The sequence below is a fragment of the Oceanicella actignis genome (assembly GCF_900111545.1).
GTDB lineage: Bacteria > Pseudomonadota > Alphaproteobacteria > Rhodobacterales > Rhodobacteraceae > Oceanicella > Oceanicella actignis.
On record NZ_FOHL01000005.1, the window covers coordinates 86,338 to 112,160 of the forward strand.

The following is a 25,823-nucleotide window of genomic DNA, read 5'->3' on the forward strand; positions in this document are numbered from 1 at the left end:
CGCCGGCGCGCGGCGCGCCCGAGGGCGCGACGAGCCGCTCCGGCGGCGCATGAGCGGCGCGCGGGGGCGGGGGTCACTCGTCCTCGTCCTGGCGGATCAGCTTGATCGTGCCCTGCTTGGCCAGGGTCAGGATCGCCTGGATGACCTCGCCCTGCGCGGCCTCGCCTTCCTTCTGGCGGATGTCGTCCATCATCTCCATGTCCTCGATCAGACGCTCGGACAGGCGCTTGGGGATGTTGTTGAGGATGAAGTCGGCGGCGGGGTCCTGCGCCGCGCGCGCGGTCTTGAGCGCGGCCAGCAGGACGGGCTCGTCGACCGCCTTGACGATCTGCGCCACGTCGCGCGCCGCCACGCGGTCGGCGATGTCGGCGAAGGTGAACATCAGCTTCTGCACTTCCTGCGCCAGCTTGGCGTCGGTCTCCTCCATGTGCTTGAGGAGCGCTTCGCGCACCTCGCCGCCCACATGGTTCATGAGGTTGGCGATCACCTCGGTCGGCTTGCGCACGCCCTGCGTGCGCTCGGCGGCCACGACCACGTCGCGCTCGATGATGGCCGAGACGATCTCGAGCGCCCTGGGTTCGATGCGCGGCGCGCGGCCCATGCGCAGAACCACCTCGCGCGCCAGCGCATCCTCGAGCCGCTCGAGGATGCGCGCGGCCTGAACCGAGCGCAGCTTGGACAGGATGACGGCGATGACCTGCGGATGCTCGGTGTGCAGCCAGTTGGCCAGCTGCGGATCGGGCGTGTCGCCAAGCCGCGTCCACAGCGAGCGGCCGCCCTTGCCGCTCAGATCCTCCATGATGCGCGCCACGCCGTCGGGGCCCACGACCTTGACCAGGAAATTGCGCGCCGCCTCGGCGCCGCCGCGCAAGGTCAGCTCGTCGCCGACCAGGGCCAGGAATTCCTCCAGCACCTCGACGACCTGGTGGTGGGGCACCTGATCGATGCGCGAGACGGTGCGCGCGAACAGGCGCACGCCGTCGTCGCCCATGGCGCCCAGAATTTCCTTGGCCGTCTCGGGGCCGAGCGCCACCAGCACCACCGCCGCCTTCTCGGCCAGCGTCAGGGGGCGCGCCGGCAGGGCGGGGCGCGCGGCGACGGCCACCTCGGCGCGGGGGGCGACGGCGGGCAGGTTGGCGGTCTGGGCGGCAGCCTCGCTCATTGGCCATAACCTCGGACAAGCGCGCCGGCCAGCAGCGACCATCCGTCGGCGACCACGAAGAAGGCCAGCTTGAACGGAAGCGACACCACGGCCGGCGGAACCATCATCATGCCCATCGCCATCAGGATCGAGGCGACGGCCAGGTCGATCAGCAGGAAGGGAAGGAAGACGAGGAAGCCGATCTCGAAGGCGCGCTGCATCTCGCTCAGCAGAAAGGCCGGCGCAAGGATCGACAGCGGCGCCGGATCGGCGGGCGGCGCGGCCTCGCGCCCCGGCGCGACCGCGGCCATCTCGGCCAGCGTCTGGGGGTCCACGCGCGCCTCCATGAAGACGCGGAAGGGCGCAAGGGTGCGCTCGAAGGCCGTTTGCGCGTCGATCTGCTGCGCGAACAGGGGTTCGAGCCCCTGGGTCCATGCGTCGACGAAGACCGGCTCCATCACGAAATAGGTCAGGAACAGCGCCAGGCTGACGATCATCATGCTGGGCGGCGCCTGCTGCACGCCGATGGCCTGCCGCAGGATCGACAGAACCGTGACGATGAAGGGAAAGCAGGTGGCCATCACCGCGATGGCCGGGGCCAGGCTGAGCAGCGTCACCAGCCCGAACAGCTGGACCGCGCGCAGCGTCAGCGAGCCTTCGCCGCCGAGGTCGATCGAGACCTGCTGCGCGGCGGCCGGCGCGGCGATCAGAACCGCCGCCGCCAGCGCGCACAGCGCGGCCGCTCGCCTGACCCGTTCAGACGCCATTCGACAGATCCGCCACCTCGGTCAGCCGCACGGCGAGGCGGCCGCTGTTGTCGTCCATCTCCTGCAGCTCGCCGCGCGCGATCAGCTTCTCGCCGATATAGATCTCGACGGGGTCCTCGATGCTGCTGTCCAGCGGCAGCACCGAATCGCGGCGCAGGTTCACCAGCTCGGAGATCAACGGGCGCGCCTTGCCGACCGAGACCACGACCTCGATCGGGACGCTGAGCACCGCCGCGGCCTTGGACGGCCTGGCGGCGGGCTGGGGGGATTCCTCTTGCGCGGCGGCGACGTCCTCAGCCATTGGCCTTCATCTCCTTGCGGGGTTGGAAATGCGCATCGATCGCGGCGTGCGCCTCGGCGATGCAGGTGTCGAGGTCGATCTTGTCCACGCCCTCGTCCCACTCGACGAGGGCCGAAATGGGCGACAGCTCGGGGTCGGCGGTCAGTTCGGCCTTGACGCCGGCGTAATCCAGCGCCTCGCGCACATTCTGCTCCTGGGCGGGGGCGACGCGGATGCGCAGGGGCGACTGCGGGACGCGGCGCAGCGCGTCGGCCGCGACGCGGGCGACCTCGTCCGCCAGGCCAAGCCGCGCGAAGGCCGGCGCGACCGCGGTCAGAAGGGCGTTGGCGACGCGCTCGAGCCCGGCCGCCGCCTCTTCCTGGGCGCGGGCGCGGATCAGCTCGACGTCGCCGGCGCGCTCGGCGATCTCGGCCAGAAGCAGGCGCATCTCGGCGAAGAAGTCGGCCTCGGCGCGGGCGACGCCTTCCTCGAAGCCGGCGGCGCGCCCCTCGCCGCGGGCGGCGGCGATCATCGCGTCGAGCTCGGCGCGCGTCATGGGCGGGGCCATCTCCTGCGCGCCGGCGGGCTGGGGCGGCGGGGCGGCGGGGCGCGGCGCCTCGCGCACGACCGACAGCGCCGGACCCGAGGCGGCCCTGGCCTCTCGGGCGGCCTCGAGGTCGGCGTCGAAGCTTTCCCACTTCAGGGCATGTCCGCTCATGCGCGTTCTCCTTCGGCTTCGGCGGTTTCAAGCCAGCTGCGCAGAACCAGCGTGGCGTCCTCCTTGCGCGCCTCGACGGTCTTGCGCAGGGCCTCGACATGGTCGACGGCCACGTTGCGCGCGTCGATCACCTCGCCCGCCGCTTCGAGCGAGCCGGCGACGTCGGGCGTCTGTCCGGGCAGGGCGGGGGCGTTCTGCTCGTTCCCGGACGGGTTGATTTCGGTCAGCCTCGGCTGGGCCGGGGCCGTGATCATCGGGCGCAGCACCAGCAGTCCGAGCGCCAGCGCAACGGCGCTGAGCACGCCCAGCTGGATCAGGGTCATGGCGTTGGCGGCCAGGAAGTCGACCGCGTCGGCCTCGGCCGCCACGCCCTGCTCGGCGGGGCGGGCGAACTCCATGCTCTCGATCGAGACCACGTCGCCGCGCGAGGGGTCGAAGCCCACCGCCGTCTGCACGAGCTCGCGCAGGGCGTCGAGCTCTTCCTTCGGGCGCGGCGTCCACACCTCCTGCCCGTCGGGGCCGACGGTGCGGATGCCGTCCACCAGGACCGCGACCGAGATGCGGGTGACGGCGCCGGGCGCGGTCACGCGCTCGCGCAGGACTTCCGAGACGTCGTAGTTCATGCGCTCGCGCGTGGTGGCGGCGTTGCGCTTGGACTGCCCGCCGCCATTCGCGTCGCCGTCGGGCAGGTTCGAGGCGACGGTGACGTTGGCGGTCGTCCCGGTCTCGGATTCGTTCGTCTCTTCGGTGTCGGAATGGATGGCGACGCGGCTCTGGGGGTCGAGCACGCGCTCGGTGACCTTCTCGGATTCGGTGCGGGTCTCGACCGACACCTCGACCACCGCCGCGCCTTCGCCCACGCGCGCGGCCAGAAGGCGCTCGACATTGGCCTTGAGGATGGCGGCCTTTTCCTCGGCGATCGAGCCGGCGCCCTGCGCGGGCGCGTCCTTGCCCGGCGCCAGGATGACGCCGCCCTCGGCGTCGACCACGGTGACCGCTTCGGGCTGCAGGCCGGCCACGGCCGAGGACACCAGATGCCGGATCGCCTGCGCCTGCGGCTTGCCCAGCACGCCCGAGCGCATGGCCACCGTCACCGAGGCCGTGGGCTCGACGCGGCGCTCGAAGGGCTTGCGGGCGGGGTTGGCGATGTGCACGCGCGCGCGCCGCACGCCGGGCAGGGCCAGGATGGTGCGCGCCAGCTCGCCCTCCTTCGCGCGCCAATAGGCGGCGTCGAACATCTCGGAGGTGGTGCCGAAGCCGGACAGATCGTCGAGCAGCTCGTAGCCCGCCGCGCCGCCCGAGGGCCGGCCTTCGGCGGCCAGCGACATGCGCAGGCGGTCGCGCTCGGATTCGGGCACGTAGATGGCGTCGCCGCGCACCTCGTAGGCGACGCCGCGCGATTCGAGCGCGGTGACCACTTCGCCCGCGGCGCCGGGCTCGAGCCCGGCATAGAGCAGCGCCATGGCCGGCTGCGAGGCGATGCGCAGCAGCCCCGCCACGGCGATGATCGCCGCGATGGCCGCCAGTCCCGCGACCAGCCTTTTGCCGGGGTCCATGCCCCGCAGTGTCTGGATCAGGTTCACGCCGTTCTCTCGCCTTGCGTATCCGGGTGGTTACGGATCGGCCTTTCTGGCCTATGCGCAGCTTTGGCCCCGCAGGCTTAAGATTTGGTTATCGCGTTGAGAAACCTTCGGCCGCCTCGGCGCGCCGCCGCAGGTCGCCGGGGTCGAGCCGGGCGCCGATCCGCGCGGCCTCGTCGGCGATCATCGCGGCCAGTTCGGACTTGAAGCGCCCGGGGCCGAAGCCCATGGCGTGGGCGCGGATCGGGTCGGGGTCCATGCGCGCGCCATGATCGCGCTCGAAGCGCAGAACCGCTTCGGCCAGCGATTCGGGGGTCTGCTCGTTGAAGAACAGTCCCGTGCGCCCCTCGACCACCGTGTCCAGGGCGCCGCCCCCGCGATAGGCGATGACGGGGCGCCCGCACGCCATGGCCTCGAGCGGGACGATGCCGAAATCCTCGACCCCCGGGAAGATCAGCGCCTTGCACGAGCGGTAGAGCGCCGCCATCCGCGACGCGGGCACGCGGCCAAGGAATCGCGTGCGCGGGCCTGCCATGGCCTCGAGGCGGCCGCGTTCGGGGCCGTCGCCCGCCACCGTCAGCGGCAGGTCCAGCGCGCGGAACGCCTGCACGGCGATGTCGGCGCGCTTGTAGGGGACCAGCTCGGACAGGAACAGGTAGCCCGCCTCGCCCTCGGGCGGGCCGGGGGCGTAGGCCTCGAGGTCCACCGGCGGATGGATGACGCGCGACTCGCGCCCCCAGCAGCGGCGGATGCGGCGCTGGATGAAGCGGGAATTGGCCGCGATGGCGTCCACGCGCGCCGCGCTGGCCGCATCCCACAGGCGCAGGCGCGGCGCGGCGGCGGCGAAGACCGCCCGCCCCAGCGGCCCCAGCGCCGCGCGGTATGCGTGATGCTGGTCCCAGATGTAGCGCATGGGCGAGTGGCAATAGCACAGATGCAGCGCGTCCGGCGGCGCGATCACGCCCTTGGCCGGGCCCGATTCGCTGGACAGCACAAGGTCGTAGCCGCTCAGGTCCAGCTCCTCGAGCGCGCGGGGCATGAGCGGCAGATAGCGTTGATAGGCCCGCCGGGCGCCGGGAAGGCGCGCGATGAAGGTTTCGCGGATGCGGTGGGCGCGCAGGCGCGGGCTGATGTTCTGCGCAATGCAGACATGGGTGAAGATGTCGGCCTCGGGAAACAGCTCGCAGATGCGCTCGAGCACCCGCTCGCCGCCGCGCATTCCGACCAGCCAGTAGTGAATGACGGCGACCTTCACGGGCGCCTCCTTGCGCGCATTCGCCGGCTCAAAGCCCCGTCGGCCGGAGCAACACCCGCACGGTGCGCCGCAACAGCCGAAGGTCGAGCGCCAGGCTGACCCGGCGGCTGTAGTCGAGGTCGATGGCGACGCGCTCGGCATAGCCCGTCCGGTTGCGCGGCCCGGTCTGCCACAGCCCGGTCAGACCCGGGCGCAGGGGCAGGTAGGCCTCGGGGGCGGCGGCGTAGTGGACCATTTCCTCGGCGGTGACGGGGCGCGGGCCGACCAGGCTCATGTCGCCGCGCAGCACGTTCCACAGCTGCGGCAGCTCGTCGAGCGAGGTCTTGCGCAAGAAGCGCCCGAGCGGCGTCACGCGCGGGTCGGGGTCGAGCTTGCCGCGCTCGCGCCAGCGCCGCGCCGCCTCGGGGTCGGCCCGCAGCAGGCGTTCGAGCGCCACGTCCGCGTCGGGGCGCATGGTGCGGATCTTCCAGCAGCGGAACGGGCGCCCGGCCCGGCCGATGCGCGCATGTCCGAAGAAGGGCGCGCCGCCGTCCGCCGCCGTGGCCAGCGCCAGCAGCGCGATGACGGGCAGCGCCACGGGCAGCATCAGCAGAACCAGCGCGATGTCGAGCGGGCGCTTGAGCCGGCGGGCGTAGAAGCCGTGGGCCCCTCCGCGCAGGATGGCCAGGCGCATGTTCGGCGCGGCGGAGGTGCGGGGGGCGTTCGCAAACGGCATCGGCAAAAATCTCGACTCGAAAAGACCGGACGCGCGCGCGGCGTCGCCTTGGACGAGCATATCAGCCCAAATTCACATAAAATTCAACGCAAATGACGGTTAACCGCGGCGGCGACGGCGGCGGCGGGCGCGAAATCTTGGCCCGGAGCGCCGCCGGCGCTTAACAGGACTTGCCCGCGATGCTATGCCCGAAAGCCGATGGTCGGCGTGCGCCGGGGCGCGGCGCGTCAAGGGCAGGGAGCGACGAGATGAAGAAGGCCGTGTTGCTTGCGGCGTTGGCGGCGGCGGGATGCGGGGCCGTATACACCTCGCCCGCGGTGCACGAGACGGGCGCCGGGCTGGCGTTGGGCGCCGCGTCGGATCTGGATGTGCGCGTGGTGCCGCTGACCCATGCCGCCGTGGTCGAGGCGAACATGAGCCCCTACGCGCCCCCGCGCCTGCCCGACGCCTTCCGGCCCCGCCCGGGCGCGCAGGCGCCGGCGCTGGGGCCGGTGGATGCGCGCATGCCGGAACTGCCCGCGCCGCAAGCGGCGGGCGCCGCAGGCGCCGAAGCGGCCGCAGAGGATCTGCCCGCCCTCGCCACCCAGCCCGCGCCCCCGCCCGGGCGCCCGGCGCTGCGCCTGCCGCCTGCCGCGCCGCCCGAGCCCTACCGCATCGGCGTGGCCGACGTGATCCTGCTGTCGGCCGACACCTCGAACGCCACGCTCGATCAGGTGCCCGGGCTGATCGCCGCGCAGACCAAGCGCCAGGGCTACATCGTCCAGGACGACGGCGCGGTGGCGATCCCCGATGTCGGGCGCGTGCGCATCGCGGGCCTGACGCTGGAGGAAGCCGAGGCGGCCATCTTCCAGGCCCTCGTCGAGAAGCGCTTCGATCCCTCGTTCAGCCTCGAGATCGCCGAGTTCAACTCGCAGCGCGTCAGCATCGGCGGCGCGGTGCGCGAGCCGCGCATCGCCCCCATCACCCTCAAGCCGCTGCGCCTGTCCGAGGCGCTGCAGATGGCCGGGGGCGTGAACGCCGACGGCGACTACGTCGTGATCCGCCTGTTCCGCGACGGCGAGGTCTATCAGATTCCCTTCGACCGGCTTTACGACCGCGACGGGCTCAACGACGTGACGCTGCGCGACGGCGACAGCGTGTTCGTCGACCTGTCCTACGACGTCGAGCAGGCGCGCGCCTATTTCTCCGAGCAGCTGCGCCGGCGCGAGGCCGAGCTGCGCGAGCGCGAATTCGCCTTCCGCCAGCGTCAGGCCGACATCGACGAGGCCCGCTTCGCCCTGACCATCGCCCAGTTCGAGGCGCAGAAGGTCCAGCTGCGCAACCAGCTGGCGCAGCTGCGTCTTGCAGCGGCGCAATACGAGGCGGCGCGCAACGCCGACCGCCGCGCCGACGAGGCCGCCCAGCGCGCCGCCTTCCGCGACCGTCTCGAGCTGGGCGCCGCGCCGCGCGGCTACGCCTATCTGGCCGGCGAGGCGCGCCGTCCGACCCGTCTGCCGCTGCCCTTCGAGGGGCGCGCCCATCTGGCGGACGCGCTGTTCAACGGCGACGGGCTGAGCATCCAGACCGCCGATTACGGCGAGATCTACGTGCTGCGTGCCTCGTCCCGGCCCGAAGAGTTCGGCGCCGTCACGGCCTATCACCTGAACGCGCGCAACGCCGCCAACCTGGTCAACGCCGCGCGCTTCGAGCTGCGGCCGAACGACATCGTCTTCGTCGCCGAGCAGCCGATCACGACCTGGAACCGCGTGCTGTCGCAGCTGACGCCGACGGTGTTCACCCAGGCCGCCGCGCTGGCCACGAACTGACCGCTCGGGGGCAGCCGGACGGCGCCTTTCGAGGGGCTTCGGGGGCGGAGCCCGGCCGCGGGGCGCCCACGGCGGGCGTTCGGCATGGCGCCCGGCTTCGCCCGGAGCGGGGCGGAGCAGTCGGCATCCGCCTGGCCCGGCCAGGACCGGAGCGTTCGCCGCCGGGCGGCCGCCGCCTCGCGGATCGGCCCGCGTGGGGGCGTTGGGGGACCCGCCCGCCCGGGGCCCCTCGCCGCGTCGCGCCGGCCGGGGCGCGTCGGCCGCGTCGCGTCGCGTCGGCCGGCCGCGGCGCGGGGCGCTCAGCCCCCGACGCGCCCGCGCCGGTCGGCCCGCAACGCCGCGTAAAGCACGTGATTGCGCCAACGCCCGGCGATCTGAAGATAGGCCTGCGCCACGCCCTCATACTTGAACCCGCAGCGTTCGAGCACGCGGCGCGAGCGGGCGTTCTCGGGCAGGCAGGCGGCTTCGAGGCGGCTCAGATCCATCGGCCCGAAGGCATGGTCGCGCGCCGCGCCCAGCGCCTCGGTCATCAGCCCGCGCCCGGCCTGCTCGGCCGCGATCCAGTAGCCCACCGTCGCCGCCTGCGCCGGGCCGCGGCGCAGGTTGTCGATGGTCAGCGCCCCGATGACGCTCGCGGGGTCCTCGCGCAGGAACAGCAGCAGCGGCAATCCGCGGTCGTCGTCGATCAGCCGCCGCGCCCAGGCGACGCGGTTGCGAAAGGCGCGCACGCTCAGGTGATCGGGCGCCCAGGCGGGCTCCCAGGGGACCAGATGCTCGGCGCTTTCGCGCCGCGCCCGCGCCCATGAGGCGTGATCGGCCAGGCGCGGCGGGCGCAGGATCAGGCGCTCGGTCTCGATCGCCGGATCCTTGCGCAGCCGGAACAGCATGCCGCCCGCCGCTCAGGCCGCCATGCGCGACTTGAGCGCCTCGATGTCGGGCGCGTCGGCCACGGGACCGTAAAGCGCCGCGGCCAGCGCCTCGGACTGCGCCAGCTTGCGCGCGGCTGCGCGCGCGGCGGCGGCGTCGACCGCGTCGATGCGCGCGATCGTGTCCTGCAGATCGGGCGCGCGGCCGTGGATCTGAAGCGTGCGGGCCAGGCGCTCGCACCGGCCGAAGGCGCTTTCCAGCCCCATCACCAGCCCGGCCTTGAGCTGGGCGCGCGCGCGGGCGGTCTCCTCCTCGTCGATGTCGCGCGCGGCGCGGCGCAGCTCGTCGGCCACCAGCACGGCCAGCTCGGCCAGCTGCTCGGCCGAGGCGCCGGCGTAGATGGTCATCGCGCCGGCGTCCTCGTAGGCCGAGGCCTGGGCGAAGATCGTGTAGCACAGGCCGCGCTTCTCGCGCGCCTCCTGGAACAGGCGCGAGGACATGCCCCCGCCCAGAAGCGTCGCCAGGACCTGCCCGGCGTGGAAATCCGGGTCGCGATAGGCCGGGGCGGGCAGCGCCAGGGCGAAATGCGCCTGCTCGAGCGGCTTTTCCACCCTGTGCTCGCCGCCGACGAAGCGCGCGGGCGCGACGGGCGGCGCCGCGCGCGCGGGCAGGGCGCCGAACAGCGCCTCGGCCTGCGCGGCCAGGCGGTCGTGATCGACCGCGCCGGCGGCGGCCAGGATCATGCGGTCGGGCGCGTAATGGCGCGCGACGAAGCGGCGCAGATCCTCGCGCCCGAAGGCGCGCACGCGCTCGGCCGGGCCAAGGATCGGGCGGCCGATGGGCTGGCCGGGAAAGGCGGCCTCCTGCAGCCAGTCGAAGATGATGTCGTCGGGCGTGTCCAGCGCCTGGCCGATCTCTTGCAGGATGACGCCGCGCTCGACCTCGATGTCCTCTTCGGCGAAGACCGAATCGAGCAGGATGTCGGCGATCAGCTCCATGGCCAGCGGCACGTCCTCGGCCAGGACGCGGGCGTAATAGGCGGTGGTCTCGCGGCTGGTGTAGGCGTTCAGGTAGCCGCCGACATTCTCGATCGTCTCGGCGATCTGCGCGGCGCTGCGCGTGCCGGTGCCCTTGAAGGCCATGTGCTCGAGGAAATGCGCCAGGCCGTTCTCGGGCTCGTCCTCGTGGCGGGCGCCGGCCGCGACCCACACCCCCAGCGCCGCCGAGGCCAGGCCGGGCATGCGCTCGGTGATGACGCGCATGCCGTTGGGCAGGGTGTGGAGGCGGATCTCGGTCATGCGCCGTCTCCTTCGAGGGCGGACAGCACCGCGCGGCGCAGCGCGTCCAGGTCGTTGGGCAGGTCGCGCACGCGCTCGGGGCGCTCGAACAGATCGGCCATGCGCGCGGGCAGGGCGGGGCGCACGCCGCAGGCGCGCTCGACCGCGTCGGGGAACTTGGCGGCGTGGGCCGTGCCCAGAACCACCATCGGCGCGGCGCGGTCGCCGCGCGCGGCGCGCGCGGCGTGCACGCCGACGGCGGTGTGCGGGTCGATGACGAGGCCGGTCGCGGCGTGGATGTCTGCGATGGTGGCCAGCGTCTGGTCCTCGTCGCAGCGGGCGCTGTCGAATTCGGCGCGCAGGCGCTCGAGCGCGCCCTGGGGCAGCGAGAAGCCGCCCTGTCCGCGCAGCTCGTCCATCAGGCGCGCCACGGCGGGGCCGTCTCGGTCGAGCAGGTCGAAGAGCAGGCGTTCGAAATTCGAGCTGACCTGGATGTCCATCGAGGGCGAGATGGTGGGCGCCACGCCCTGCCTGCGGTGCTCGCCGCTCTGCACGGTGCGGTGGAGGATGTCGTTGCGGTTGGTCGCGATGACGAGCCGCCCGATCGGCAGCCCCATGCGTCGCGCCACGTATCCGGCGAAGATGTCGCCGAAATTGCCCGTGGGCACCGAGAACGAGACCGCCCGCCAGGGCGCGCCCAGCGCCGTCGCGGCGGTGAAGTAATACACCGTCTGCGCCAGCACCCGCGCCCAGTTGATCGAGTTGACCGCCGCAAGGCGCGCGCGGTCGCGGAAGGCGTGGTCGTTGAAGGCGGCCTTGACCAGCGCCTGGCAATCGTCGAAGTCGCCCTCGACGGCCAGGGCGTGCACGTTCGCGTCGGCCGGGGTGGTCATCTGGCGGCGCTGCACCTCGGACACGCGGCCCTTGGGGAAAAGGATGAAGACCTCGGCCGCGTCCAGCCCGCGGAAGGCCTCGATGGCGGCCGAGCCCGTGTCGCCCGAGGTGGCGCCGATGATCGTCACGCGCTCGCCGCGCCGGGCCAGCGAGGCCTGGAACAGCCGTCCGATCAGCTGCATGGCCACGTCCTTGAAGGCCAGGGTGGGGCCGTGGTGCAGCTCCTGAATCCACTCGTTGGCGCCGATCTGCACCAGCGGGCAGCGGGCCGGGTGGTCGAACGACGCATAGGCGTCGGCGATGATGGCGCGCAGCTCGTCCTCGGCGAAGGCGTCGCCGACGAAGGGGCGCATGACGCGATGGGCGACCTCTTCGTATTCGAGGCCGGCAAGGGCCGCGATCTCGTCCCGGCTCATCCGCGGCCAGCTTTCGGGCACGTAAAGGCCGCCGTCGCGGGCGAGGCCGGTCAGCATCGTCTCTTCGAAGGACAGGGCGGGGGCGGCGCCGCGGGTGCTGATGTATTTCACGCGCTGGATCCTTGTCTGCAAGCTCCGCTCCGCAGTAGCGGATTGGCGGGCGCGTCACAACATCGCTTGCGCGCGGCGGGCTTGCCTTGGCCGCGGGCGGCGGCCAGAAAGGGCCGCGCGCAACCCCCAGGACCGAGAGGACAGGCATGACCGACGACCCGACCCCCGCGGCCGCCCCGCGCACGCAGACGCAAGGCGCGGCCGACGCCGCCGCAAACCCCGCCGAACGGGCGCTGCTGGCGCGGCTGGATGCGCTGGGGGTGGCGTGGCGGCGCCATGCGCACCCGCCCCTGCACACGGTCGAGCAGAGCCGCGCCCTGCGCGGGGTCATGCCCGGCGCGCACACCAAGAACCTGTTCCTGAAGGCGCGCGACGGCGGCTTCTGGCTGGTCTCGACGCGCGAGGACAGCCGCTTTTCGGTCAACGATCTGGGGCGCGCGCTGGGCGCGGGGCGCGTCTCCTTCGGCGCGGCCGAGGACATGGCGCGCCTTCTGGGCGTGCGGCCCGGCGCGGTCACGCCCTTCGCGCTGATGAACGACGCCGAGGGTCTGGTGCGCTTCGCTCTCGACCGGCGCCTTGCCGAGGCCGAGCTGGTCAACTTCCACCCCCTGCACAACGAGGCGACGCTGGCCCTGACGCCCGAGGGGCTGATGCGCTTCCTGTCCGATCTGGGGCGCGCGCCGCTGATGCTGGACCTTGCGCCGCTCGAGGCCCGCGCCGCCGCGCGCGAGGCCGCGGCGGGCCAGGGCGGGGACCGCGAGGCGGACTGACGCCGGGCGCGGCCCCCTGGCCGCCGTTCCCGTTGCCCATCGCGCGGCGCGGCACTACATCTGTGCCTGACGCAAGACGACAAGCCCGGGGCCGCGCCCTGCGCGCCCGCCCGCCGGCCGCGCGCCGCGCCCCGCGCGAAACGGAAAAGGGAAACCCATGCTTGAACTCGGCTCGTCCTCCGCCGCCCCCGCCGGCGATCTGGTCAAGGACGTCTCTGAAGCGACCTTCATGGCCGATGTGGTCGAGGCGTCGCGCACGACGCCGGTGATCGTCGATTTCTGGGCGCCGTGGTGCGGCCCGTGCCGCGCGCTGGGTCCGGCGCTCGAGGCCGCGGTGAAGGCGCAGAAGGGCAAGGTCCGCATGGCCAAGGTCAATGTGGACGAGAACCAGATGATCGCCGCGCAGATGCGCATCCAGTCCATCCCGGCGGTCTACGCCTTCGTCGACGGCCAGCCGGTCGACGGCTTCATGGGCGCGCTGCCCCCGGCCGAGGTCGAGGCCTTCGTCAAGCGCGTGGCCGCGCTGGGGAGCCCGGACGCCGGCATGGAAGAGGCGCTGGCCGCCGCCGAAGAGATGCTGGCGGAAGGCCAGTTCGCCGACGCCGCGCAGGTGTTCCGCGCGATTCTCGAGGAAGACCCCGAGAACCTGGACGCCGTCGGCGGGCTTGCCCGCGCCCATCTTGCGGCGGGCGAGATCGACCGCGCCCGCGCCGCGCTCGACGCCGTGCCCCCCGCCAGGCGCGACGCCGCGCCCATCGCCGCCGCCCGCGCGCAGATCGAGCTGGCCGAGCTGAGCGCCGGCGCGGGCGAAGAGGGCGAGCTGCGCGCGCGCCTCGCAGCCGACCCCGACGATCACGAGGCGCGGCTGGCGCTGGCCGATGCGCTCATCGCCAAGGGCGACGCCGAGGGCGCGATCGACGAGCTGCTCGAGCTGTTCCGCCGCGATCGCGAGTGGAACGACCAGGCCGCGCGCAACCGCCTTCTCAAGCTGTTCGACAGCCTCGGGCCCAAGAACCCGGCCGTCGCGCGCGGACGGCGCCGGCTCACCTCGATGATCTACGCCTGAGGCATGGCGCGCCGCTTCGCCCCCGCCGACCTGCCCGACGCGCTCCCGGTGTTTCCGCTGCCGGGGGCGTTGCTTCTGCCGCGCGGGCGGTTGCCGCTCAATATCTTCGAGCCGCGCTATCTGACCATGCTCGAGGATGTGATGAAGACCGAGCACCGCCTGATCGGCATGGTCCAGCCGCTGGAATCGCGCGCGGGCGAGCCGCCCGAGCTGCGGCGCATCGGCTGCGCCGGGCGCCTGACGGCGTTTTCCGAGACCGAGGACGGGCGCTATCTGATCACGCTGTCGGGGGTGTGCCGCTTTCGCGTCGCGCGCGAGCTCGAGGGCTTCGCCCCCTATCGGCGGGTCGAGGCGGACTGGCGCTCGTTCCTGGGCGATCTCGAAGGCGAGGAGGACGACCCCGGCCTTGACCGCGACGCCTTTCTCGAGCTGCTCATGCGCTTTTTCCAGGTGGCGCAGCTCAGCTCGGACTGGGAAAGCCTGCGCAAGGCCGAACCCGAGATGCTGGTCAACTCGCTGGCCATGCTGTGTCCCTTCTCGGTCGAAGAGAAGCAGGCCCTGCTCGAGGCGCCCAGCCTGTCCGAGCGGCGCGAAACCCTGACCGCCCTGATGCGCTTCGCCATCGTGTCGGGCGGCGACGAAGGATCGGTGCAATGACCGCCCCCAGCCATCCGAACGCCAAGGACCCGAACGCCGCAAACCCCGACGCCGCCGCGCCCGGCGCAAGCTCCGATCGCGCCGCCGATGCGGGCCCCGGGCCGGGCGTGGAACCGGGCGCCGGGCCGGGCGGGGAGACGGGCGCCGGGCCGGGCGTGGAACCGGGCGCCGCGCCGGGCGGGGAGACGGGTGTCGAACCGGGCATGGAATCGGGCGCCGCGCCCGATCCGGCCCTCGCCGCCCGCGCCGATCAACGCCTGCGCGCCGAGCGCAGGATGCTCGAGGCGCTGGTCTGTCCGGTCACCCAGGGGCCGCTGGTCTATGACCGCGCGCGCCAGGAGCTGGTCTCGCGCGCCGCAAGGCTGGCCTTTCCGATCCGCGACGGCATTCCGGTGATGCTCGTGTCCGAGGCGCGCCGGCTCGAGGACTGAGCGCCTCAGGCCACGCGCCCGCCGGCCAGCACGCCGCGCCAGGTCAGCAGCCCGCCCCCGCGCCGCAGCTGCGCGGCGGTGCGCACGAAGGCCTGCGCGGCCGGCGAGGCCGGCGCCCCCGGCAGCAGCGCAAGCCCCACCGAGCGCCGCCGCGGCGGGTCCAGCGGCTTGACCGCGAAGCCCTCGAAGCCCGCGACGGGCGGCATGGCCAGCTCGGCCACCACGGCCGCCCCCTCGCCGCGGCTGACCATGGCCAGCGTGCTGAGCACCTGCGCCGTGCGCGCGTGGATCTTCGGGCGCAGCCCGGCCTCCGAGAACAGCCGCCCGATCACCCCTTGCGAGCCGGCCTCGGTCATGATGAAGCGCCGCGCGCACAGCTCGCGCAGCGTCACGGCCGGCTGCGCGGCCAGCGGATCGTCCTGCGGCAGCAGCGCGACGAACTGGTCCTCGATCAGCGGGTGGGCGTCGAAGCGCTCGTCGGGCAGCACGGCGAAGGCCACGTCCACCCGCCGCTCCTCGAGCCAGCGCAGCACGGTCTCGTCGTCGCCTTCCTCGACCAGCACCTCGACGCCGGGCCAGTCGGCGCGGAAGGCGGCCAGCAGATTCGGCAGCAGGTGCAGCGTCGCCGTCGGCCCGAAGGAGCCGATGCGCAGGCTGCCCAGCCGCACGCCGCGATAGGCCGCGGCCTCTTGCCGCATGGTCTCGGCCAGCCCCAGCACCGCCCGCGCCCGCGTCAGCAGCAGCGCCCCGATCTCGGTCGGCTCGGGGCGGGCCTTGGCGCGGTTGACGAGCGGCACGCCCAGATCGGCCTCGAGCGCCCTGATGGCGTGCGACACCGCCGACTGGCTGATGCCGAGCCGCGCGGCTGCGGCGGTGAAGCCGCCCGCATCGGCCAGCGCGGCAAAGATTTCGAGCTGTCCGAACGTCATGAGCAAATCCTTGTTTGACCATGACCGTGCATAACTGAAAACACATGCCGCGACCAGCGCCCCCAAGGCAGGAGCCCCCATGACCGCCGCATCGCTCGCCCACTCGCCCGCGCCATCCGCCCCGACCGAAGGCGCGGTGCGCCGCAAGCTGATCCTGGCCGCGATGCTGTGGGGCGGCGGGTTCTCGGCCGGGCGCGTGGCCGCCGAGTCCTTCACGCCGCTGGGCGCCGCCGCCGCGCGCTACGCGCTGGCCGCGGCGATCCTGCTGTGGCTGGCGCGGCGCGCGCATGGGGGCCTGCCGCGCCTGAGCCTGCGCCAGGCGGCGCAGACCTTCGTTCTGGGCGCGACGGGGGTGTTCGCCTACAACCTGTTCTTCTTCGCCGCGCTGGCGCGGATGCCGGCCTCGCGCACGGCGCTGTTCGTCGCGCTCAGCCCGGTAGCGGTGGCGCTGGTGGGCGCGCTGTGGACGCGCGAGCGGCTGGGCGCGCGCAAATGGGCGGGCATCCTCGCGGCGCTGGTCGGGGCGGCGATCCTGGCCAGCCGCGGCGCGCCGGGGGCGATGCTGGCCGACGTGGCGGCCTCGTTCGGGGCGGGCGAGCTGTTCATGCTGGGCGCGGTGGCGGCCTGGGCGGCCTACACGATGGTGGGGCGCGCGGCGCTGACGGGGCTGACGCCGCTGACCGCCACGGCCTATGCCGCCGCCTGGGGCTTCGCGCTGCTGGCCGCCACGCTGGCGCTGAGCGGGGCGCCGGCGCTGGTCGGCGCGCCCGGCGCCGCCGCCTGGCTGACCGTGCTGTTCCTGGCCGTGGGCGCGACGGTGGTTCCCTTCGTGTGGTATTACGAGGGCGTGCGCGCGCTCGGGCCCACCCGCGCCGCGGCTTTCGGCAATCTGGTTCCCTTCTTCGGCGTTCTGTTCGGCGTCGTCCTGCTGGGCGAGAGTCTGACGCCCGCCATGCTGGCGGGCGGGGCGATGATCGTTCTGGGCGTGTGGCAGACCACGCGCCCCCCGCGCTGAGCGCGCCGGCCGCTGCGCGCCCTGGCGGCGCGGGTTGTTGCGCGCCTGCCCGCCGGGGGATTATGAATGTTGCGGAACGCCGTTTCGACGGCGCGCAACCGCCAGGAGCGCCCCATGTCCGAACCCCAGGCCGCCGCCCAGGCCCCGCGGCGCATCGTCCCCAAGCCGATGGATGCCCCGCTCGAGCCCTTCATCCCCCGCCTGCGCGCCCATGCGCGCGCGCGCCCGGACGCGGTGGCGGTCATCGACGGCGCGCGCCGTCTGAGCTGGGCCGAGCTGATCGATATGGTCGACCGCATCGCCGCCCGTCTGGCCGCGCTGGGGCTGGGACGGGGCGACGTGGTCGCCACGCTGGGCGAGGGCTCGGCCGAGCATCTGGCCGTTTACCTGGGCGCGATCGCGGCGGGGGCCTGCGCGGCGCCGCTGCCCTCGGGGATGCGGCCCGAGGTGCTGGCCGCGATGCTCGAGAACGCCGAGGCGAGGCTGCTCTTCGCCACCGACGCGGCCATGGCGCAGGCCCGCGCGGCCGCCGGCGCGGCGCCGGGCTGCGCCGATGCGCCCGTCGCGCTGGACGCGCTCGAGGACTGGCTGGCCGGCGCCCGCGCGCAGGACGCGCCCGAGGCCCCGGCGGGGCTGGACGATCCGTTCGACATGATCTTCTCGTCCGGCACCACGGGCGTGCCCAAGGGCATCGAGCACGACCACAAGTTCCGCCTGCGCCAGCTGCGCCGCATGGCGCTGTTCGGCTACGGGCCCGACGTGGTCTCGATCGCCTCGACGCCGCTGTGCTCGAACACCACGCTCGTCGCGGCGCTGCCGACGCTGGCCGAGGGCGGAACGCTGGCGCTGATGCGCAAGTTCGACGCCGAGGGCTTCCTGCGCCTGGCGCAGGCGCATCGCGCCACCCACGCCATGCTGGTGCCCGTCCAGTATCGCCGCATCCTCGACGCGCCCGGCTTCGATGCGGCCGACCTGTCGTCGTTCCGGGTCAAGCTCTCGACCAGCGCGCCGCTGCCCGTCGCCCTCAAGCGCGAGATCCTGGCCCGCTGGCCGGGCGAGCTGATCGAGATCTACGGCATGACCGAGGGCGGGCTGTCCACCATCCTCGACTGCCGCGCCCATCCCGACAAGCTGCACACCGTCGGCCGCCCCGCCGAGGGCGCCGACATCCTGATCGTGGACGAGGAGATGCGCCCCCTTCCACCCGGCGAGGTGGGCGAGATCCTGGGCCGCTCGCCCATGATGATGACCTGGTATCGCAACGCCCCCGACAAGACGCGCGAGGCCATCTGGCGCAGTCCCGAGGGCGAGGACTGGATCCGCACCGGCGACATGGGCCGCCTTGACCCGGATGGTTTTCTCGAGCTGCTGGACCGGCGCAAGGACATGATCATCTCGGGCGGGTTCAACGTCTTCGCCGCGGATCTCGAGCGCGAGCTGCTGGCCCATCCCGACGTGGCCGAGGCGGCGGTGATCGGCGTGCCCTCGCGCGAGTGGGGCGAGACTCCGCTGGCCCTGGTCGTGCCGCGCGCCGGGGCGCGCCCCGATCCCGAGGCGCTGCGCGAATGGGTCAATGCGCGCCTTGGCAAGGTCCAGCGCATCAGCAAGGTCGAGCTGCGCGAGTCGCTGCCCCGCTCCGAGATCGGCAAGGTCCTCAAGCGCGAGCTGCGCGCGCCCTACTGGAAAGAGGCCGCCGGCGGCTGAACCGCCCCGCGCGCGGGGGGCGGAAGGGGCGCATGGGCGCGGGGGCGAGGGTCAGAGCGGGCGGCCCTCCATCAGCCGCGGCAGCTCGCCCGACAGGCCCGCCGCCTGGCGCATGAAGAAGCGCCGCGCCGGCGCGAAAGCCGTGGCCAGCGCCATGCCGACGTCGCGCGCCGGACGCAGAAGCGGACCGTCGTTCGAGAACAGCCGGTTGGTCAGGTCGAAGCCGAAGGCGGCCAGCGTGTCGTCGAAGCGCCGCCATCGCTGGTAGCGTTCGAGCGCGGCGAAAGAGCCGGCATCCTCGCCGCGCCGGCGCGCCTCGACCACCACCTGCGCCAGCGCCGCCGCATCCTTGAGGCCCAGGTTCAGCCCTTGTCCGGCGATGGGGTGCACGCCGTGCGCCGCGTCGCCCACCAGCGCAAGGCGCGGGCGCACATACTCTTCGGCCAGCGACAGGCGAAGCGGATAGGCGTAGCGCTTGCCCGCCAGGGCGATCCGGCCCAGGAAGCCGCCCATGCGCGCGCGCAGCTCGTCCAGATAGGCCGCGTCGGGCAGGGCGGCGATGCGCGCGGCCTCGTCGCGGCGCTCGGACCACACGATCGAGCTGCGGTCGCCGGGCAGGGGCAGCACGGCGAAGGGCCCCGCGGGCAGGAACTGCTGCCAGGCGCGGCCGCCATGCGGGCGCTCGTGCTCGATGGCGCAGACGAGGCCCGACTGGCCGTAATCCCAGCCCACGCGGTTGACGCCCGCGGCGCGGGCGATGGGGCTGTCGCGTCCGTCGCAGGCGGCCAGAAGGTCGGCGCGCAGGGCGGTTCCGTCGTCAAGCCGCACCTCGATCCCGGCGTCGTCCGCCGCGAATCCCGTCACCCGCGCCGGCGCGCGATGGTCGATCAGCGGCTCCCGGGCCATGGCCTCGAGAAGGGCGGCGCGCAGAAAGCGGTCCTCGACGATCTGGCTGACGGGGCCCTCGTCCATCTCGGCATGGTCGAAATGCGCGAAAAAGGGGCTTGGCGCCGCGCCGGGGCGGGCGTCGGTGACGGTCACTTCGCGCACGATCTGGGCATGGGGGGCGACGCGCGGCCATACGCCCAGCGCCTCGAGCATGCGGCGCGAGCCGAGCGAGAGCGCATAGGCGCGCCCGTCGAATTCGGGATCGGCGCGGGTCTCGGGGGGCAGGGCGTCGCACAGGATCGTGCGCAGCCCCCCTTGCGCCAGGGCCAGTGCCAGGGCGGGGCCGTTCAGGCCGCCGCCGACGATGATGACGTCCGCATCCTTGCTCATGGCCCTGCACTATGGCGCGCGAGGGGCGCTTGTCCATGGCGCGATGCGTCGCGCGGCCCGGGCGGCGCGGATGCGCCGCGCCCGCCGCAGCGCCCCGCCCGGCCGATTGCCCGCACCGCTCGGCCCCGCTAGCCTGCGGCGACGAGTCGGGGACGCGGGAGGACAAGCGCATGACCGAAGCCGATTGGCAGCGCATGACGGCGAGCGATCTGGGCCGGGCGATCGAGGCGGGGCGGCTCGATCCGCGCGATCTGACCGAGGGTTTCCTGCACGCGGCGCAGGCCCATCCCGACGGCGCGCGCATCTACGCCCGCCTGACGCCCGAGCGCGCCCGCGCCGAGGCCGCCGCCGCCGCCGGCCGCGCCCGCGCGGGGCTGCGGCGCAACCTGCTCGACGGCGTTCCGATCAGCTGGAAGGACCTGTTCGACACGGCCGGGACCGCCACCGAGGCGGGCTCGGCGCTGCTGCGCGGCCGCGTGCCCGCGCGCGACGCCGAGGCGCTGGCCCGCGCCGCGCGCGCCGGGCTGGTGTGCCTGGGCAAGACGCATATGAGCGAGCTTGCCTTCTCGGGGCTGGGCGTGAACCCCGTGACCGCGACGCCGCCCAACCGGCATGACCCCGACTGGGCTCCGGGGGGCTCGTCCTCGGGGGCGGCGGCCTCGGTGGCCTTCGGGCTGGCGGCGGCGGCGGTGGGGTCCGATACGGGCGGCTCGGTGCGCGTTCCCGCCGCCTGGAACGACCTCGTCGGGCTCAAGACGACGGCGGGCCTGATCCCCAATGACGGCGTCGTGCCGTTGTCCGAGCTCTTCGACACGATCGGCCCGCTGTGCCGCTCGGTCGAGGACGCGGCGCGGCTGACGGCGATCATGGCGCGCGCCAAGGCGCCGGATCTGGAGGGCGCCTCGCTGCGCGGCGCCGTCTTCGCGGTGGACGAGGGCGCGCTGCTCGAAGGGGTCGAGGACGCTCCGCGCGCCGCCTTCGAAGAGGCGCTGCGCAGGCTCGAGCGCGCCGGCGCCCGCATCGCGCGCCTGCGCCTTGATCACGTCGCGCAGGCGCTCGAGCTGAGCGCGCCGCTGTTCGGGGCCGAGACCTGGGCGCTGTGGGGCGAGCGCATCGCGCGCGACGGCGCGCTGATGTTCGAGCAGATCCGCGCGCGCTTCGAATCCGGGCGCGAGGTCAACGCCGCCGATTATCTGCGCGCCCGCCGCCGCATGGAGGCGCTGCGCCGCGAACATGCCGCCCGCCTGGCGGGCCATGACGCGCTGCTGGCGCCGACCGCGCCGATTCTGCCGCCCTCGGTCTCGCGGCTGCTGTCCGATGGCGACTACTACCGCGACCGCAATCTGATGGCGCTGCGCAACACGCGCGCGGGCAACCTTTTGGGGCTGTGCGCGCTGAGCGTGCCGACGGGTGTTCCCGCCTGCGGACTGATGCTGATGGCCGCCCCGCGGCGCGAGGGCAAGCTGGCGCGCCTTGGCGTCGCGGTCGAGCGGGCGCTGGCCTGACGCCGCGCGCGCCCGTCCGCGCACGGGCGGGCGGCGCGCTCAATGGGCCGGGATCGCCGGCCGCGCATGAATCGCCGGGGCGCAGCGCGTCCGGCTCCGCGGGCGACACGCACCCTCTGCCCCGCGGGCCGTCGCCCGGCTCGGGCGCCCGCCCGCCCTTGGCCGCCTGACGCGCGATGTGCAGGCGTCCCCTGTTCCGCCCTCCGGCGCGCTGACTCGAGCGTCGCAACGGCGGCTGCCCAAGGGCGGGCCCGGGCGTTGCGACGGCGGCCGCGCAAGCCTGCGCGCGGCGGCCCGGCCGATCCATACGCGGGCGTCGAGGCGGCCCGCAGGCCGGGCGGCGGCGGCGCGTGGTCGGCGCGGGCGGGGCGGCGCCATGGCCGCATCGCGATCGGCGGCGGCTTGGCCGCGCCGGTCGTCTTCAGGCCGGGCCGGGGTCCGGGCATTGCGGGCGCGGTCCCCGGCGTTGCGGGCGCGGCCCGTGCATTGCCGGCGCCGCCGCCGGCGTCGAGGGCGCGTCCCGGGGCGCTGCGGGCGCGGCGGGTTCCGGGCGGCCCGCCGCGGGGAGGGGACAGCCTGCGCAAGGGTGCGCTCGTGACATGAGGCGCATGCGCGCCGGCGGGCGCCTGCCTTTCCGGTCGGTTGAATGCGCGCATCTGCACTCGCCCATGGGGCGGGCTTCTGGACCTGCGCGCGCCGCTCGGCTATCGTGAGCGCCGACGCCCCGCGCCAGATGGGGCGCGAGGATCGAGGCGGTTTCGCATGCAGATGCCCGAGCGGTTCCAAGACCTGCCGGACTACGCTTTCCCGCGGCTGCGGGCGCTGCTTGACGCGCATGCGCCCGGCGGCCCCGTGCTGGCCATGTCGATCGGCGAGCCGCGTCACCCGCCGCCGCCCTTCGTCGCCGAGACGCTGGCGCGGCACGCGGACGAATACGGCCGCTACCCGCCCAACGAGGGAACGCCCGGCCTGCGCGACGCCATCGCCGCCTGGCTGCGCCGCCGCTACGGGCTGAGCGAAGAGCGCGCCGACCCCGACCGGCATGTGCTGCCGCTCAACGGCACGCGCGAGGGGTTGTTCGCCGCCTGCCTCGCCCTGTGTCCCGAGCGCAAGAACGGCGCGCGTCCGGCGGTGCTCATGCCCAACCCCTTCTACCAGTGCTACGGCGCCGCGGCGCTGGCCGCCGGGGCCGAGCCGGTCTACGTCCCCGCGACGCCCGAAAGCGGGCATCTGCCCGACTACGCCGCGCTGCCCGCCGATCTGCTGGCGCGCACGGCGGCGGTCTATGTGTGCTCGCCGGCCAATCCGCAAGGGGCGGTGGCCTCGGCCGAATGGTGGCGCGCCCTGATCGACCTGGCCGAGCGGCACGATTTCCGCATCTTCGCCGACGAGTGCTACGCCGAGATCCACCGCGGCGACCCGCCCCCCGGCGCGCTCGAGGCTGCGCAGGCGGCCGGCGCCGATCCCGAACGGGTGCTGGCCTTTCACTCGTTGTCCAAGCGCTCGAACCTGCCGGGGCTGCGCTCGGGCTTTTGCGCGGGCGGGCCGAAGACCATCGCCGCCATGCTGCGCCTGCGCGCCTATGGCGGCGCGCCGCTGCCGCTGCCGGCGCAGCACGCCGCCGAGGCCGCCTGGCGCGACGAGGCGCATGTCGAGCGCAACCGCGCCCTTTACCGCCGCAAGTTCGACGAGGCTGACCGCATCCTGGGCGATCTGCCCGGCTACGCCTCTCCGGCCGCGGGCTTTTTCCTGTGGCTGCATGTGGGCGACGGCGAGGCGGCGGCGCTCGAGCTGTGGCGCGGCGAGGGCGTGCGCGCGCTGCCCGGCGCCTATCTGTCGCGCCCCGCGCCCGACTGGCTGGGCGGCGGCGATCCGGGCGCGGCCTGGCTGCGGGTGGCGCTGGTCGCCCCCGAGGACGAGACGCGCCGCGGGCTCGAGGCCATCCGCCGCCGGCTTGGGCCGATGATGGCGCGCGCCGCCGAGAAGACCGGGCGAGAGAACGGACGATGACCGCGTTGATTGACCCCGACCGCGACGACGACGTGATCGAGAGCAGCTTCCTGCCCCCGGCCGCCGCCCGCGCCCTGCGCCGGCGCCTGATCGAGCTGGCGGGCGCGGGGCTGTTCGCCGCAGGCCTTGCGACGGCGGCCATGCTGGGCAGCTACGACCCGGCCGATCCCAGCTTTTTCAACGTCGGGGCCGAGGCGCCGCGCAACCTTCTGGGCGCGCCCGGCGCGTATCTGGCCGATCCGCTGGCCCGCTTTCTGGGCTGGGCAGCCTGGGGGCTTGCTGCGGCGCTGCTGGTCTGGGGCGTGCGGCTGGCGCTGCATCGGGGCGAGTGGCGCATCTGGTCGCGGCTGGGGCTCTTCGCGCCCCTGGCGGTGGTGGTGGGAGCGGCCTTCGCCTCGCTGCACGCGCCGCCCGAGGGATGGCCGCATCCCTACGGCCTCGGCGGCTGGATCGGCGACGCGCTGGCGGGCGGGCTGCTGCGCCTTGCGCCCCTCGACGCGGGGACGGCGCTGCTGGCGCTGACGCCGGCGCTCGGGGCGGCGACCTTGGGGCTGGGCGGCGTGGCGCTGGGGCTTGACGGGGACGAAACGCGCGCCCTGGGCCGCTGGATGGGGGCGGGCCTTGGCGCCGCGGCGCGGCTGGCCGGTCGCGCGCTGGCGCGGGCGGGGCTGGCGCTGGGCCGGCGGCTGCGCCGCGCGCTGACGCGGCCGCGCTCGCAGCGGCTCGAGCCGCCCGCGGCGGTGGGCGCGGCGCGCCAGGCCGAGCCGACGCTGCGCGCGGGCGCGGCCGCGGCTTCGGGCGCGTCCGAGGCTCCCGAGGCCGCCGACGCCCCCGACGCCTCCGCCGAGGGGGACGAGCGGCAGAGCGCCTCGCTGGCCGCGCGCCTGGCGGCCGCCGCCTTCAGGCGCGCCAATGCGCGCGAGGACGGCGAGGCCGACGCCGACCCCGCGCCCGACCCCGCGCAGACGGCCCCCGCCCCGCGCGTCGAGCGCGCGCGCAAGAGCGCCGCCGTCAGCCGCAAGGCGCGCGCCGAGGCCGAGCCCAGGCTGCCGCTCGACCCCGACGCCGAGCCCGAAGGCTATCAGCCGCCGCCGCTCTCGCTCTTGCAGAACCCGCGCGAGATCGTGCGCAACCAGGTCTCGGACGAGGCGCTCGAGGAAAACGCCCGCATGCTCGAGACGGTGCTGGACGATTACGGCATCCGCGGCGAGATCGTGCGCGTCTCGCCCGGGCCGGTGGTGACGATGTACGAACTCGAGCCCGCGCCCGGCCTCAAGGCCAGCCGCGTGATCGGGCTGGCCGACGACATCGCGCGCTCGATGTCGGCGCTGTCGGCGCGCGTCTCGACGGTGCCGGGGCGCTCGATCATCGGCATCGAGCTGCCCAACGAGCGGCGCGAGAAGGTGCTGCTGCGCGAGATCTTCGAATCCCGCGCCTTCGGCGACGCCAAGGACGGGCTGCTGCTGGCGCTGGGCAAGAGCATCTCGGGCGAGGCGGTGGTCACGAACCTTGCGCGCATGCCGCACCTGCTGATCGCGGGCACCACCGGCTCGGGCAAGTCGGTGGCCATCAACACCATGATCCTGTCGCTGCTCTACCGGCTGTCGCCCAAGCAGTGCCGCATGATCATGATCGACCCCAAGATGCTCGAGCTGTCGGTCTATGACGGCATCCCGCACCTGCTCAGCCCGGTGGTGACCGACCCCAAGAAGGCGGTGGTGGCGCTGAAATGGGTCGTGGCCGAGATGGAGGAGCGCTACCGCAAGATGTCGCGCATGGGCGTGCGCAACATCGAGGGCTACAACGCCCGCGTGCGCGACGCGCTGGCCCGCGGCGAGCCCTTCACCCGCACCATCCAGACCGGCTTCGACGAGGACACCGGCGAGCCGATCTTCGAGACGCAGGAATACGAGCCCGAAGAGCTGCCCTTCATCGTCGTGATCGTCGACGAGATGGCCGATCTGATGATGGTCGCGGGCAAGGAGATCGAGGCCTGCATCCAGCGCCTGGCGCAGATGGCGCGCGCCTCGGGCATCCATCTGATCATGGCCACGCAGCGGCCCTCGGTCGATGTGATCACGGGCACCATCAAGGCCAACTTCCCCACGCGAATCAGCTTCCAGGTCACCTCCAAGATCGACAGCCGCACCATCCTGGGCGAGCAGGGCGCCGAGCAGCTGCTGGGCATGGGCGACATGCTCTACATGGCCGGGGGCGGGCGCATCACCCGCGTCCACGGACCGTTCGTCTCGGACGAGGAGGTCGAAGAGATCGTCAACCACCTCAAGGCCCAGGGCGAGCCCGAATATGTCGGCGGCGTCACCGAGGGCCCCGACGAGGAGGCCGCCGCCGACATCGACCTGGTGCTGGGGCTGGGCGGCGAGAGCGCCGGCGACGACCAGCTTTACGATCAGGCGGTGGCCATCGTGGCGCGCGACCGCAAGTGCTCGACCTCCTACATCCAGCGCAAGCTCGCGATCGGCTACAACAAGGCCGCGCGCCTGGTCGAGCAGATGGAGGCGCAGGGCGTCGTCAGCCCGGCCAACAAGGTCGGCAAGCGCGAGATTCTGATCGGCGAGGTCTGATCGCCGCGCTTTTTTCAACCGGGCGCCATGCAATCGCCGCGCGGCGC

At 73.8% G+C, this 25,823-nt stretch carries 22 protein-coding genes; 10 read left to right on the plus strand and 12 right to left on the minus strand.

Translation table 11 applies throughout. From position 1 onward, the window contains the following. Positions 1-73: 73 nt before the first annotated feature. The 7 genes from BMW67_RS09395 to BMW67_RS09425 form a co-directional block, all read right to left on the minus strand. Positions 74-1,162, minus strand: a complete 1,089-nt coding sequence (locus BMW67_RS09395; protein ID WP_072747288.1) for a flagellar motor switch protein FliG — start codon at positions 1,160-1,162, stop codon at positions 74-76. Beyond that, positions 1,159-1,908, minus strand: coding sequence for a flagellar type III secretion system pore protein FliP (gene fliP / locus BMW67_RS09400; protein ID WP_072747289.1), 750 nt, complete (start codon positions 1,906-1,908; stop codon positions 1,159-1,161). The genes BMW67_RS09395 and fliP overlap by 4 nt, the downstream gene beginning before the upstream one ends. Further along, a complete protein-coding gene (locus tag BMW67_RS09405) occupies positions 1,898-2,209 on the minus strand; it encodes a FliM/FliN family flagellar motor switch protein (protein WP_083581281.1) in 312 nt (103 codons plus the stop codon). The genes fliP and BMW67_RS09405 overlap by 11 nt, the downstream gene beginning before the upstream one ends. Continuing rightward, the gene (locus BMW67_RS09410) at positions 2,202-2,906 is read right to left on the minus strand and encodes a hypothetical protein (protein ID WP_072747290.1); all 705 of its coding nucleotides are present in this window, start codon (positions 2,904-2,906) and stop codon (positions 2,202-2,204) included. The genes BMW67_RS09405 and BMW67_RS09410 overlap by 8 nt, the downstream gene beginning before the upstream one ends. Further along, positions 2,903-4,489, minus strand: a complete 1,587-nt coding sequence (gene fliF / locus BMW67_RS09415) for a flagellar basal-body MS-ring/collar protein FliF (RefSeq protein ID WP_342707609.1) — start codon at positions 4,487-4,489, stop codon at positions 2,903-2,905. Before fliF ends, BMW67_RS09410 begins: the two co-directional genes overlap by 4 nt. Positions 4,490-4,577: 88 nt before the next feature. Then, entirely contained in the window at positions 4,578-5,741 is a 1,164-nt protein-coding gene (locus BMW67_RS09420; RefSeq protein WP_072747291.1) for a glycosyltransferase, read from the minus strand. A gap of 28 nt (positions 5,742-5,769) precedes the next feature. Beyond that, the gene (locus BMW67_RS09425; RefSeq protein WP_091764209.1) at positions 5,770-6,456 is read right to left on the minus strand and encodes a sugar transferase; all 687 of its coding nucleotides are present in this window, start codon (positions 6,454-6,456) and stop codon (positions 5,770-5,772) included. A gap of 248 nt (positions 6,457-6,704) precedes the next feature. On the opposite strand from BMW67_RS09425, the gene BMW67_RS09430 reads away from it, so the two are divergent. Beyond that, positions 6,705-8,261, plus strand: a complete 1,557-nt coding sequence (locus BMW67_RS09430) for a polysaccharide biosynthesis/export family protein (protein WP_072747292.1) — start codon at positions 6,705-6,707, stop codon at positions 8,259-8,261. 299 nt (positions 8,262-8,560) lie between these two features. Here BMW67_RS09430 and BMW67_RS09435 read toward each other — a convergent pair whose 3' ends face one another. The 3 genes from BMW67_RS09435 to thrC are packed head-to-tail and all read right to left on the minus strand — an operon-like array spanning position 8,561 to position 11,826. After that, positions 8,561-9,145 (minus strand): GNAT family N-acetyltransferase, encoded by a 585-nt coding sequence (locus BMW67_RS09435; protein WP_370426848.1) that lies wholly within the window; start codon positions 9,143-9,145, stop codon positions 8,561-8,563. A 15-nt stretch (positions 9,146-9,160) separates the two neighbouring features. Beyond that, positions 9,161-10,426, minus strand: a complete 1,266-nt coding sequence (locus BMW67_RS09440; protein ID WP_072747294.1) for a M16 family metallopeptidase — start codon at positions 10,424-10,426, stop codon at positions 9,161-9,163. Then, complete coding sequence (gene thrC, locus BMW67_RS09445; RefSeq protein WP_072747295.1) at positions 10,423-11,826, minus strand: threonine synthase; 1,404 nt, start codon at positions 11,824-11,826, stop codon at positions 10,423-10,425. The genes BMW67_RS09440 and thrC overlap by 4 nt, the downstream gene beginning before the upstream one ends. Before the next feature lie 146 nt (positions 11,827-11,972). On the opposite strand from thrC, the gene BMW67_RS09450 reads away from it, so the two are divergent. The 4 genes from BMW67_RS09450 to BMW67_RS09470 all read left to right on the plus strand — a co-directional run bounded on the left by BMW67_RS09450 (position 11,973) and on the right by BMW67_RS09470 (position 14,750). After that, on the plus strand, positions 11,973-12,596 hold the full coding sequence (locus BMW67_RS09450) for a prolyl-tRNA synthetase associated domain-containing protein (protein WP_083581283.1): 624 nt from the start codon (positions 11,973-11,975) through the stop codon (positions 12,594-12,596). Between the two features lie 157 nt (positions 12,597-12,753). Continuing rightward, positions 12,754-13,662, plus strand: a complete 909-nt coding sequence (trxA, locus tag BMW67_RS09455; protein WP_072747296.1) for a thioredoxin — start codon at positions 12,754-12,756, stop codon at positions 13,660-13,662. Between the two features lie 3 nt (positions 13,663-13,665). Then, the gene (locus BMW67_RS09460) at positions 13,666-14,319 is read left to right on the plus strand and encodes an LON peptidase substrate-binding domain-containing protein (protein ID WP_072747297.1); all 654 of its coding nucleotides are present in this window, start codon (positions 13,666-13,668) and stop codon (positions 14,317-14,319) included. Positions 14,320-14,594: 275 nt separating this feature from the next. Continuing rightward, the gene (locus BMW67_RS09470) at positions 14,595-14,750 is read left to right on the plus strand and encodes a Trm112 family protein (protein ID WP_072747426.1); all 156 of its coding nucleotides are present in this window, start codon (positions 14,595-14,597) and stop codon (positions 14,748-14,750) included. A 5-nt stretch (positions 14,751-14,755) separates the two neighbouring features. Here the strand turns inward: BMW67_RS09470 and BMW67_RS09475 are convergent, their stop codons facing one another. Continuing rightward, on the minus strand, positions 14,756-15,679 hold the full coding sequence (locus BMW67_RS09475) for a LysR family transcriptional regulator (protein ID WP_072747298.1): 924 nt from the start codon (positions 15,677-15,679) through the stop codon (positions 14,756-14,758). Positions 15,680-15,758: 79 nt separating this feature from the next. On the opposite strand from BMW67_RS09475, the gene BMW67_RS09480 reads away from it, so the two are divergent. Together BMW67_RS09480 and BMW67_RS09485 are read left to right on the plus strand one after the other, a co-directional pair. After that, a complete protein-coding gene (locus BMW67_RS09480; RefSeq protein WP_072747299.1) occupies positions 15,759-16,694 on the plus strand; it encodes a DMT family transporter in 936 nt (311 codons plus the stop codon). Between the two features lie 114 nt (positions 16,695-16,808). Beyond that, positions 16,809-18,398: a class I adenylate-forming enzyme family protein gene (locus BMW67_RS09485; RefSeq protein WP_072747300.1), complete on the plus strand. Its 1,590-nt coding sequence runs from the start codon at positions 16,809-16,811 to the stop codon at positions 18,396-18,398. A 51-nt stretch (positions 18,399-18,449) separates the two neighbouring features. Here the strand turns inward: BMW67_RS09485 and BMW67_RS09490 are convergent, their stop codons facing one another. Next, complete coding sequence (locus BMW67_RS09490) at positions 18,450-19,676, minus strand: FAD-dependent monooxygenase (protein ID WP_072747301.1); 1,227 nt, start codon at positions 19,674-19,676, stop codon at positions 18,450-18,452. A gap of 170 nt (positions 19,677-19,846) precedes the next feature. Here BMW67_RS09490 and BMW67_RS09495 point away from each other — a divergent pair, with 170 nt between their 5' ends. From BMW67_RS09495 to BMW67_RS09505, 3 genes are all read left to right on the plus strand, one after another. Continuing rightward, positions 19,847-21,181 (plus strand): amidase, encoded by a 1,335-nt coding sequence (locus BMW67_RS09495; protein ID WP_245728502.1) that lies wholly within the window; start codon positions 19,847-19,849, stop codon positions 21,179-21,181. Between the two features lie 762 nt (positions 21,182-21,943). Next, positions 21,944-23,191 carry an aminotransferase class I/II-fold pyridoxal phosphate-dependent enzyme gene (locus tag BMW67_RS09500; protein ID WP_072747302.1) on the plus strand — a complete coding sequence of 416 codons (1,248 nt, stop codon included), beginning with the start codon at positions 21,944-21,946 and terminating at the stop codon, positions 23,189-23,191. Continuing rightward, on the plus strand, positions 23,188-25,776 hold the full coding sequence (locus tag BMW67_RS09505; RefSeq protein ID WP_083581285.1) for a DNA translocase FtsK: 2,589 nt from the start codon (positions 23,188-23,190) through the stop codon (positions 25,774-25,776). The genes BMW67_RS09500 and BMW67_RS09505 overlap by 4 nt, the downstream gene beginning before the upstream one ends. Positions 25,777-25,823 lie beyond the last annotated feature (47 nt).

Excerpts from the sequence above, each read along its gene's own strand:
- BMW67_RS09410 (WP_072747290.1), bottom strand. The coding sequence starts at position 2,906 with ATGAGCGGACATGCCCTGAAGTGGGAAAGCTTCGACGCCGACCTCGAG.
- BMW67_RS09405 (WP_083581281.1), bottom strand. The coding sequence starts at position 2,209 with ATGGCTGAGGACGTCGCCGCCGCGCAAGAGGAATCCCCCCAGCCCGCC.
- BMW67_RS09425 (WP_091764209.1), bottom strand. The coding sequence starts at position 6,456 with ATGCCGTTTGCGAACGCCCCCCGCACCTCCGCCGCGCCGAACATGCGC.
- BMW67_RS09475 (WP_072747298.1), bottom strand. The coding sequence starts at position 15,679 with ATGACGTTCGGACAGCTCGAAATCTTTGCCGCGCTGGCCGATGCGGGC.
- BMW67_RS09490 (WP_072747301.1), bottom strand. The coding sequence starts at position 19,676 with ATGAGCAAGGATGCGGACGTCATCATCGTCGGCGGCGGCCTGAACGGC.
- trxA (WP_072747296.1), top strand. The coding sequence starts at position 12,754 with ATGCTTGAACTCGGCTCGTCCTCCGCCGCCCCCGCCGGCGATCTGGTC.
- BMW67_RS09500 (WP_072747302.1), top strand. The coding sequence starts at position 21,944 with ATGCAGATGCCCGAGCGGTTCCAAGACCTGCCGGACTACGCTTTCCCG.
- BMW67_RS09395 (WP_072747288.1), bottom strand. The coding sequence starts at position 1,162 with ATGAGCGAGGCTGCCGCCCAGACCGCCAACCTGCCCGCCGTCGCCCCC.
- BMW67_RS09450 (WP_083581283.1), top strand. The coding sequence starts at position 11,973 with ATGACCGACGACCCGACCCCCGCGGCCGCCCCGCGCACGCAGACGCAA.
- fliP (WP_072747289.1), bottom strand. The coding sequence starts at position 1,908 with ATGGCGTCTGAACGGGTCAGGCGAGCGGCCGCGCTGTGCGCGCTGGCG.
- BMW67_RS09480 (WP_072747299.1), top strand. The coding sequence starts at position 15,759 with ATGACCGCCGCATCGCTCGCCCACTCGCCCGCGCCATCCGCCCCGACC.
- BMW67_RS09430 (WP_072747292.1), top strand. The coding sequence starts at position 6,705 with ATGAAGAAGGCCGTGTTGCTTGCGGCGTTGGCGGCGGCGGGATGCGGG.
- BMW67_RS09470 (WP_072747426.1), top strand. The coding sequence starts at position 14,595 with ATGCTCGAGGCGCTGGTCTGTCCGGTCACCCAGGGGCCGCTGGTCTAT.
- BMW67_RS09460 (WP_072747297.1), top strand. The coding sequence starts at position 13,666 with ATGGCGCGCCGCTTCGCCCCCGCCGACCTGCCCGACGCGCTCCCGGTG.
- BMW67_RS09485 (WP_072747300.1), top strand. The coding sequence starts at position 16,809 with ATGTCCGAACCCCAGGCCGCCGCCCAGGCCCCGCGGCGCATCGTCCCC.
- BMW67_RS09505 (WP_083581285.1), top strand. The coding sequence starts at position 23,188 with ATGACCGCGTTGATTGACCCCGACCGCGACGACGACGTGATCGAGAGC.
- BMW67_RS09440 (WP_072747294.1), bottom strand. The coding sequence starts at position 10,426 with ATGACCGAGATCCGCCTCCACACCCTGCCCAACGGCATGCGCGTCATC.
- BMW67_RS09495 (WP_245728502.1), top strand. The coding sequence starts at position 19,847 with ATGACCGAAGCCGATTGGCAGCGCATGACGGCGAGCGATCTGGGCCGG.